This is a genomic window from Glaciimonas sp. GG7 (genome assembly GCF_052976905.1).
Window position 1 is genome coordinate 1 of record NZ_JBRIIQ010000127.1, and the last position, 9113, is coordinate 9113.

8 protein-coding genes and 1 pseudogene are annotated in these 9113 nt (G+C 50.7%); 6 read left to right on the forward strand and 3 right to left on the reverse strand.

Annotation, left to right across the window (positions count from 1 at the left end; genetic code table 11):
- Positions 1–265: 265 nt before the first annotated feature.
- Complete coding sequence (locus tag ACVBEF_RS19085) at positions 266–988, reverse strand: glutathione S-transferase (protein ID WP_447125503.1); 723 nt, start codon at positions 986–988, stop codon at positions 266–268.
- A 146-nt stretch (positions 989–1134) separates the two neighbouring features.
- Here ACVBEF_RS19085 and ACVBEF_RS19090 point away from each other — a divergent pair, with 146 nt between their 5' ends.
- Positions 1135–2136 carry a hypothetical protein gene (locus ACVBEF_RS19090; RefSeq protein WP_447125504.1) on the forward strand — a complete coding sequence of 334 codons (1002 nt, stop codon included), beginning with the start codon at positions 1135–1137 and terminating at the stop codon, positions 2134–2136.
- 667 nt (positions 2137–2803) lie between these two features.
- On the opposite strand, the gene fliO is transcribed toward ACVBEF_RS19090, so the two are convergent.
- Together fliO and ACVBEF_RS19100 are read right to left on the reverse strand one after the other, a co-directional pair.
- On the reverse strand, positions 2804–3331 hold the full coding sequence (gene fliO / locus ACVBEF_RS19095) for a flagellar biosynthetic protein FliO (RefSeq protein ID WP_447125505.1): 528 nt from the start codon (positions 3329–3331) through the stop codon (positions 2804–2806).
- Positions 3328–3426 (reverse strand): annotated as a pseudogene (locus ACVBEF_RS19100) (flagellar motor switch protein FliN); the annotation flags it as partial. The pseudogene ACVBEF_RS19100 and the gene fliO, both read right to left, overlap by 4 nt.
- Positions 3427–3658: 232 nt before the next feature.
- On the opposite strand from ACVBEF_RS19100, the gene ACVBEF_RS19105 reads away from it, so the two are divergent.
- From ACVBEF_RS19105 to ACVBEF_RS19125, 5 genes are all read left to right on the forward strand, one after another.
- On the forward strand, positions 3659–6232 hold the full coding sequence (locus ACVBEF_RS19105; protein WP_447125506.1) for a M60 family metallopeptidase: 2574 nt from the start codon (positions 3659–3661) through the stop codon (positions 6230–6232).
- A 248-nt stretch (positions 6233–6480) separates the two neighbouring features.
- Positions 6481–7416, forward strand: coding sequence for a 4-hydroxyproline epimerase (locus tag ACVBEF_RS19110; protein ID WP_447125507.1), 936 nt, complete (start codon positions 6481–6483; stop codon positions 7414–7416).
- A complete protein-coding gene (locus ACVBEF_RS19115) occupies positions 7413–8534 on the forward strand; it encodes an NAD(P)/FAD-dependent oxidoreductase (RefSeq protein WP_447125508.1) in 1122 nt (373 codons plus the stop codon). The genes ACVBEF_RS19110 and ACVBEF_RS19115 overlap by 4 nt, the downstream gene beginning before the upstream one ends.
- The gene (locus tag ACVBEF_RS19120) at positions 8527–8823 is read left to right on the forward strand and encodes a (2Fe-2S)-binding protein (RefSeq protein WP_447125509.1); all 297 of its coding nucleotides are present in this window, start codon (positions 8527–8529) and stop codon (positions 8821–8823) included. The genes ACVBEF_RS19115 and ACVBEF_RS19120 overlap by 8 nt, the downstream gene beginning before the upstream one ends.
- Positions 8820–9113, forward strand: a 294-nt coding sequence (locus tag ACVBEF_RS19125; RefSeq protein ID WP_447125510.1) for an FAD-dependent oxidoreductase, incomplete at its 3' end; no start/stop codon positions are given. The genes ACVBEF_RS19120 and ACVBEF_RS19125, both read left to right, overlap by 4 nt.

The following is a 9113-nucleotide window of genomic DNA, read 5'->3' on the forward strand; positions in this document are numbered from 1 at the left end:
GACAAACAGACGCAGAGCAAACGCGCAAATAGTCATACCAAGTGGAAGTGCGACTGGCAGAGCTTGCATAATGAAGTTCATGATGAAACCTTTTTAAGTTATTGAATGCGTAGATTTGATTCGATGGGGTGAGTATATGAGAGCCTCCGGGCATGGGCTAATTCTGTCTTCGGATACCAGTTATGCATTATTGAAATATCAATTTAATAAATTATGCATAAAAAATGGTGCGATAGATGGTGCGATAGATGGCGTTGCCACTCCGCTACCCATCCAACTCCGGATAATGCCGAAAAATACCTTGCTGGTTAAACGCTATCCGTCTGGGAGATGCCAGATATCTGGCGATACGCGGTTGCGATGCCACTTGTTGATGTAGGGTCAGCAAGCGCGGATAGTCGGCGGCCAACCGTTTCATGGTCTTCGGAAATGCATAACGCAAGCCTGCGATGATCTGGAACATCGACAGATCGACATAGGACAGCGCAGCGCCGACCAGCCAGACATCGCTGAGGGGATTGCGGGTTTGAACTGCCTCAACATAGTCCAAAAACTTGGGCAGTCTGGTGCCGGTAAAGTCGGTTGCGCGGCGCAAGGCTTCCGGTTTTTGATCCTTGTAATACAGGCCGCTGGCAACCGGATGATGCGTATCGTGTACTTCCGTGACCAGATCGGCGATAGTCAGTTGCAGTTGATGCGCCCATAAGCGACTAGCCTCATCCTCCGGTACTAATTCCAGACGCGGCCCCAGGAACAGAAGAATATTCGCTGTTTGCCCAATCAACAGGTCACCAGCTTGCAAGAACGGCGGGGCGAAAGAGGGTGAGGGATGGTTATCCATCAACCGCAGCATCGCCACCACGCCCATCCCACTGCGCTCAGAGCGGCGCGCAACATCCGTATAGGTCGCCCCGGATTGTTCCAACGCGAGACGAACGAACTCACCGCGTCCTTGTATCGTTGGCCAGTAGTAAAGTTTGTAACGCATGGGGAATGCTCCTGTTTTAAGTTAAACAAGCGATATTAATCATCTACTAATTGCATATTAATGCATCAAACAATGCGTGAGTTGCACCGAGATAGCCTTCAGATAGTTGCAGCGGACAAGTGTAGCCAGCAGTAAGATAGCCAACAATGAGCACAATATTTCAGATAAAACCGATCATGTGGGCGATACGATGGCTAGCTATTCTGGCGTTGCTCACCATCGGTTCGGTATTGTCCTGTGCTGGCTTAGCGGTTGCTGCCGGGCTCGATAGAGATGCGTGGCAAGCCCCCGCGGATCGCACAGAACTGCCAGATAACGACTCAGCAAGACTGTTGCGCGCAAAGTACGCTGAGTTACACGAACAACTCAGCCACAATCAGTTCAAACAGCCCTTATATCTCGACTCGGTGGAGTCTTCCAGTCATTTGACCGGCGATATCTATGCGCTGGTTGATTACTCCTTTGCGACCGTCAATACCGCACTCAACGATCCCACGCACTGGTGCGACGTATTAACGCTGCATCTGAACATCAAATATTGCCATGCAACGATAGAGCGGGCAGTCACTAGCATCATGGTCAATGTCGGGACCAAGTACGATAAACCGTTGGCGGAGGCTTACCCGATCAGATTTACTTATCGTCTCACCGCTAACACGTCGGACTATTTTGCGGTGCGCCTCGATGCACAGACCGGTCCTTTGCAAACGCGCGATTATCACATCGTGCTTAAAGCCGTCGCCGTGGCCGATGGCAAAGCTTTCCTCCATCTCACCTATTCCTACGCATTTAGTTTTGCCGGACGCCTGGCCATGCAAGGCTACCTTGCGACCATCGGTCGGGACAAAGTAGGGTTCACCGTCAAAGACGCCGTCCATACGAGCGATCAATTATCGAATCAGCCATCGCAGCCTGACTATATCGGCGGCGTGCGCGGTCTCATTGAACGCAATACCATGCGTTATTACCTGGCCATTGCATCCTATCTTGCCACCTGCTCCGCTCCGTCTGCGGCTCAGCACGAAATGCGCCTGCAAAACTGGTTCACGTCCACCGAGCAATATCACCTTCAGTTACATGAAATGGATCGCGCCACTTATCTCGATATGAAGCGTAGTGAATATCTGCGTCAGCAGAAGACTCCCTGATATTTTCCAGCAATAGCGTTGGTGCCGGGTGAATACCGCTTTTGTACTTAATAGAGCGATCTGTCGATTGTTTGTACCCGTATGCCTATATTTCAATGACCCTTGCGGATGCCCGGCAACTGCATGAATTGACAGTTATGTTTTTATGCTGTTTGTATAACGATACCGATCAATAAAACGGCACTTTGATAAGAATGAAATTTGCTACTTTTTAATATTGTCGTTATGCGAAGGTGTGAATGTATGAACAAAGTATTTCCTTATATCTTCAGGACCTGTTGACATATCTAACTGCGTTGCAGGAATGAATGCGGTCAACGTTTCTCAGTTAATTCTGGCGTCATTAGCGCGGTATCGCAATCCAACGAATACACCGATAACAAGATGCAAGGCATACAGGGCAATATTTTCGCTTCTATTCTCTAAGTCCGACATGCTTCAAGGGAATTGCTTCACGTTACTCTATCAAGTCAGACCGCAACACGCAGGGAGGGCTGCATGTATTTGCGGTAGCGGTATGCTTTTGAGTAGCTTATTTGTATAAATTATTGATATTCGCGGTTTTAATTTTATTGGCCTGTATGACTTTCACGGTCTCACCTTCATGGGCGCAATGCCTGCAATATATTTTCCAGACCGCGAGAGCTATTGTTTTGACTATATTTTTCTAATTACGCTGATCGTCTGTTGCATAAATTTTCTGTGTTTTTTGTCCGAGTGCTTCCCGCAATTTTTGTGAAAATGTATTCGCTGCAGAGGAGACGACAGGGCTGCTAATTGGCCCTGTATTGCCCATTCCGGTCACCGGCAGGGTCTCCGCTGGCATGCTGTGCAGTGAAGAAATTTGTCCAGACGTGACACCGAGTACCAGCCAGGTAGAGCCAACCTCGACGACGACAACGCGTTCACGCTGGCCGATGTTGGTGCTGGCAACGACCTTAACGAGACGTCCGTTGCCGAGTTTTTGCAGACCTAAACGACGCGCAATCCACGTACATAAAAATATCAGTCCGATTATCAAGGCGAGTCCAAAACCGACTTGCAACAAGCCCGTCGTGCCCCATGAGGGTGCTTGCACCGCGGTGTGGGTAGTTGCTGGGCTTGAAGTCAAAGCCGCAGTGGGCAACGTAATGCCTGCCAGACTAAGTGTCAGCGCGGCGCTGCTCAGGTGTGCAGAGAGGGATAGTGGTTTCATCGATTTAATGTATGGATGTGCTCGGAGGGTGTCATTGTATCTGTGAGCCGAATTTCAAATTTGTCGTTTACTACTACTTTACTTTCAGCGATCAGACCCGTTGGATGATTGCATAAATCTATTTAAAACGTAGCGTTTGTTTTTAATATGATGCCGACTCTTTTAAAAAGAAAATTCTTACATCAGCAATGACTTTATCCAATTTTAGGGCTTGAGAATACTCGCTATAGTTTGCGCATTCTGATTCTGATTCTGAATTCGTCATGTATTCAGTTATTTAAAACCATTTAATTAAAGCCGGGTATAGCCCTCACTAAGGAGTAAAAGTTGAAACACAAATATGTAAATATCCGCACCGTGTTAGCGCTGGGGGCGACCGTATTATTTAGCGCTCCCGCGATGTCGGCCTCGGAAGACGGCAATGCGACTAAGAATCAGACCGTTCGGGTGACATATGATGTAGTCCCTTCGGAACATGCGTCAGCCGATAAATGGTGGGAAACGCATGCGAATAATGCTGGCTTTGTCGAAGCATTAACTCATATCAATTCAAGTGTTGAAACCTTGCGCGCAGATCCTGCCAAGGCATTAAAAGATTCTACTGACAGCCGTACCCCTTTATATTGGCTAAAACGGACGATGACGATTTATCCATCTGAGAAACCGAATCGATATCATCTTCCTGTCGCGCACAACGAGACCAAAGACTGGACAAATGGCTTGTACGCCACGATAGGCCGGGGAATATTCTTTTTTACCCGCACCATGGGCAAGCCCGGTGACAGTGTGGAGATCAAGACTGGCTCTATTCCAGCAGGATCGACATGCTTTGCTGCTACCGGACGGGATTTTTCCAATAAAGATCAGATGTACATGGAGCAGGTTGAATTAACGTCTGATGGCGTAACCAACTACACCTTTAGCCACACAGGGGCCTTAATGCTCGGTTGCGGGGACCCGGATAAACAATTAGAAAACAAGTTTGTTCAAATCGATATTTCAGATAAAAATAAACCGAGTAATCTTTATATTCTCGGTCAGAACACACAAGCCGATTGGGAGAATACCCGTAATAATAATATCGATATCGGATTTTCATTAATGTTCGATGGACGCGCAAATACGGTGGTTCCCAATTCAATAGGAACCGTCACCAATGAAATAGTCGGCAAGGTTCTTGGTGATAATCTCCAGACAATGGCCAGCTATGAAAAAGTAAACGGCATGGATGGTTCGGATCCACTATTTAAATCATCTCAAGGAACGTTATTTATAAATTATAAAACTTGTTGTTACGCTGATTTCCGTAACGGCTTTGTTGCGGTTGGATTTTCTGGCGATCGCATGAATTTTGAAAACGGCGTCGATTGGGGACTCTGGCATGAATTAGGTCATCAATATGAGCCTTACCGCGAGTTTCAATTGTTCCCCGAAATTCAGGTTAATCGTTATTCCATTGAGGCTTGCCGTACTGCAAACGGTAATAAAGACATACCGTTAGAGTTATGTCACCAAAACTTGAAAGGCACCCCTTCCTGGGATCCTGATGCGGTGAAAGATTTTCTGTTGTCAACGGAAAGCTATGACGACTATGAAAACGCTGGAGATGTCTTTAATCGGTTGCGATTTTTAACCTACTTACGTTTTGCGTATGGTGAAGATTTCTTCCCCAAAGTCAATCAAATCCGATTGAAGACGGTGCATGCGGTTGACCGCGAGACCATGTACGATAAATATTGGACTATTTTAGGTGATAAACAACGCATTATCGACTTCACTTTAGTCGCTTACAGTACCGCCGCCGGACATGATTTACGTGAATATTTCGATCGCTGGGGTTTGCACTATTCGGACCAGGCCAGCGCCAGGGTTGCGGATTTAGGGTTGCTAAAACCGAATGATCGGGATCCGAGTTTGCCACAAGCGCATGCGGGTGAAGATCGCACAGTTGTTGCGACAACGAATGCAAAAATGCGCTACATCCTCGACGGTAGAAAGAGTCTCAATGCTGTGAAGTATCAGTGGGAAAGGTTAAACGATCTGTATGAAATCTATGGTGCGGATGAGCCGGTTGCCAGAGTTATGGTGGATGAAAATACCACTGGCGAGAGTGTCTATCGATTGACCGTCACAGATAAAAATGGCGTACAGGATAGCGCGATCATGACACTCACTGTGGTAGCCGCTAACGCGACTATTTCTGGCGCAACATCTTTCACCGAAGGACAGAGTGTTAGCCTCAGCGCGCAAGCGAATTTTGATGATGAATTAACGTATCTTTGGACAGTACGCAATGCAAATAGTGGTGACGAAGTTTTACAAGGGACGAACTATGAATTGGATTTATCGCAGTTAGCAGCAGGGAGTTATCAAGTCACGGTTGAAGTATCGGGTGAGTATGGTGGGCGGTATGCTTCTGCACAGCAAGACATCACGGTAGAGACTGATGTAAATCGTCTGCCAGTGGTCGTCGTGAGCGGTCCTGCCAAGGCAGAAGCCGGTGTATCGATTGCACTCAGTGCGGCCGGTTCAAGTGCTGCGAGCGGTAATACGTTGGATTATCGCTGGACAGTATCGCCACCACTGGTTTTTAATACCAACGGTGCGGAGCTGACTTTCAGGACGCCGAAGCTGACAGCGGACACTACTTATAAGTTTACGGTGACTGCTAATGACGGTACGTTTAGCAGCAAGAAAGAGCATCTTATTCTGGTGAAGAAAGCCGTTGAAAGTGGTTGCAGCGGTATTCCGAAATGGGAGAAAAAGTCCTACCAAGGTGCTACTGAAGTGCAATTCAATGGACGCTCTTATACCTCAAAATGGTATGCCGAAGCGCACCATACTCCAGGCGCGGCGGGCTGGACGGGGGATGTTTGGAGAGATAACGGCGTGTGTCAATAAGTCTCTGGGCAATGTTACGCATTGACCGCACCCTTGGACGCATCTTTGAGTGTTAAAAAATCCCCGGCCTTTGGTCGGGGATTTTTTTGTCCATCGAGTTGGTTAGCAGCGGGAAGACATCAAAGGTGAATAGTCAGGCACTTCCACGAGACAGACATCCCAACATTTAGAGAAATTATGCTCAATTCGTCATCGATTGTGTGTCTTCTAATCAAGACTGTCGTGATGAATCTGGCTAATCTAATGGTATGAAAACAATATCTATCATCGATTCACATACAGGCGGAGAGCCAACCCGGCTCATCCTCAAAGGAGGGCCTGAGCTTGCGCCAGGTCCGTTATCCATGCAGTTGGCAAGCTTCCAGCGCGACCATGATCACATCCGTTCTGCCGTCGTGTGCGAACCACGCGGCTCAGACGTCATGGTTGGCGCACTGTTATGCGCCCCTCACGATGCATCCTGCACCGCCGCCGTGATTTTCTTTAATAACGTCGGATACCTCGGGATGTGCGGACACGGCATGATTGGTTTCATCGCATCCCTGGCCCATCTTTCTCGTATCAAAGTCGGACGTCATAGGATCGAAACGCCAGTGGGCATAGTAGAAACCGAGCTCCACGCCGACGCTAGCGTGACCGTACATAACGTCCCGGCGCATCGCGCACAAAAAGAAGTGGCGGTCGAGGTGGCAGGGCATGGTCGCGTGGTCGGCGATGTGGCGTGGGGCGGTAACTGGTTTTTCCTCGTAAGCGAGCATGGCCTGGAATTGCAATCCGCCAATATCGAAGCGTTGACCGATTTCTCCTGGCGCGTTCGGCAGGCGCTCGAACGCGCTGGCGTGACTGGGGACCACGGCGCGCTGATCGATCACATCGAATTGTTCGCGCCGTCAACGACAACGGGTGTTGATAGTCGTAATTTTGTGCTGTGCCCGGGCAAGGCTTACGACCGTTCACCTTGCGGTACCGGTACCAGCGCCAAGATTGCCTGTCTGGCGGCCGATGGTAAGCTCGCCGAAGGGGATGTCTGGCGTCAGGAGAGCATTATCGGTAGCGTGTTCGATGCATCCTATCGGTTTGACGGTCAACGGATACTGCCGAGCATCCGTGGCCGCGCGCATGTCAACGCACAGGCTTTGTTGCTATTAGACGAGAGCGACCCTTTCGTTTGGGGCATACGGTGAGCGCGGACGTGCTGGTGATTGGGGCCGGTATTGTTGGCGCCGCTTGTGCTGACGCGCTCGCCGCGCGTGGCCTGAAAGTGATCATCGTTGAGCGGGAAACTATCGGTAGTGGCGCAACGGCTGCGGGGATGGGACATCTGGTGGTGATGGATGATAATCCGGCCGAGCTTGCGCTCACCAGCTATTCAATCGCGTTGTGGAACATCTTGGTCGGTGGTGCGCAGGATCGTCACGAATACAGCCGTTGCGGTACGATCTGGGTCGCCGCAGATGACGAAGAGATGGCAGCCGCACGTACCAAGCAGAGCACACTCGCAGCCTATGGAATTGCGTGCCAATTACTCGACGCACAATCACTATACGAACACGAACCGCGTCTGCGGCCTGGCCTTGCCGGTGGACTACGTGTGACAGGCGATGCCGTGGTCTACCCACCGAAGAGTGCGCGAATGTTACTCGAGCATGCCTGTAAACGTGGTGCGCGACTGATCTGCGATAGCGTGAGCACGATCACCGAACATGGCGTCATGCTGGCGAGCGGCACACGACTCAATGCCGGCAGAGTAGTCGTCGCCAATGGGGCTGCATCCATCCATTTATTACCTGAGTTGCCGATTCGTCCCAAAAAAGGCCACGTCGTGATTACTGATCGCTATCCGGGTTTCGTGCGGCATCAGTTGGTTGAGTTGGGTTACATCAAAAGTGCGCATGCATCGAGCGGAAACTCGGTGGCCTTCAACCTGCAGCCCCGTCCGACAGGACAAATGCTGATTGGCTCTTCCCGCCAGTTCGATACCATCGACCAAGCGGTCGAGATCCCCATCATGACGCGCATGCTCGCGCATGCGGCCGCGTATGTGCCCGGTCTGGCAAAGTTGAATGCAATCCGTTGCTGGACCGGCTTTCGCGCAGCAAGCCCGGATGGGTTGCCGCTAATCGGTCCACATCCGGGGCGGCGCAATGTCTGGCTGGCGACTGGTCACGAGGGGCTCGGTATCACCACCTCGCTTGCGACCGCGCAGCTACTGGCGGCACAAATTACCGGCCAATCCGCGCCCTTGCCATTGGAGCCTTACTTGCCCGCACGTTTTCCAGCGTTGGATGCTACCTATGCTTGAGCCGATCGAATTGCTCATAGACAACCGTGCGATCACGGTAAGCCCGGGCACCAGCGTCGCAGCCGCCATTGCGATGGCCGGCACCGATATGGCAACAGGCATTACACGTCAATCGGTCAGCGGTATGCTGCGCGCTCCCGTTTGTGGGATGGGCGTGTGTCAGGAGTGCCGGGTAACGATCGATGGTCTTGCGCATCGGCTCGCCTGCCAGACCCTGTGTAGGGCGCAGATGCAAGTTAAGACTGGTTTAGCTAAGGCTACAGCTACAACAGCCGGAGATGGCGTATGAAATATCAATTTGATGTGTTGGTAGTCGGTGCCGGGCCAGCCGGACTGTCAGCTGCGCATAGCGCTGCCGCCGCCGGTATGCAGGTCGGGCTGATCGACGACAACCCGATGGCAGGCGGCCAGATTTGGCGCGGCGGCCCCGAACATAGCAAGGACTACCGCGCTATGCAGCTATGGGAAGCGTTGCGGGTCGCGTCTAACGTCCATTTTCTTGCGCAGACCCGCATACTCTATCCGTGTGCTGCGGGTCAGTTGCTAGTGCAAACGCCTGATGCTGCCTTCACTGTGGAG

Excerpts from the sequence above, each read along its gene's own strand:
- fliO (WP_447125505.1), bottom strand. The coding sequence starts at position 3,331 with ATGAAACCACTATCCCTCTCTGCACACCTGAGCAGCGCCGCGCTGACA.
- ACVBEF_RS19110 (WP_447125507.1), top strand. The coding sequence starts at position 6,481 with ATGAAAACAATATCTATCATCGATTCACATACAGGCGGAGAGCCAACC.
- ACVBEF_RS19090 (WP_447125504.1), top strand. The coding sequence starts at position 1,135 with ATGAGCACAATATTTCAGATAAAACCGATCATGTGGGCGATACGATGG.
- ACVBEF_RS19085 (WP_447125503.1), bottom strand. The coding sequence starts at position 988 with ATGCGTTACAAACTTTACTACTGGCCAACGATACAAGGACGCGGTGAG.
- ACVBEF_RS19120 (WP_447125509.1), top strand. The coding sequence starts at position 8,527 with ATGCTTGAGCCGATCGAATTGCTCATAGACAACCGTGCGATCACGGTA.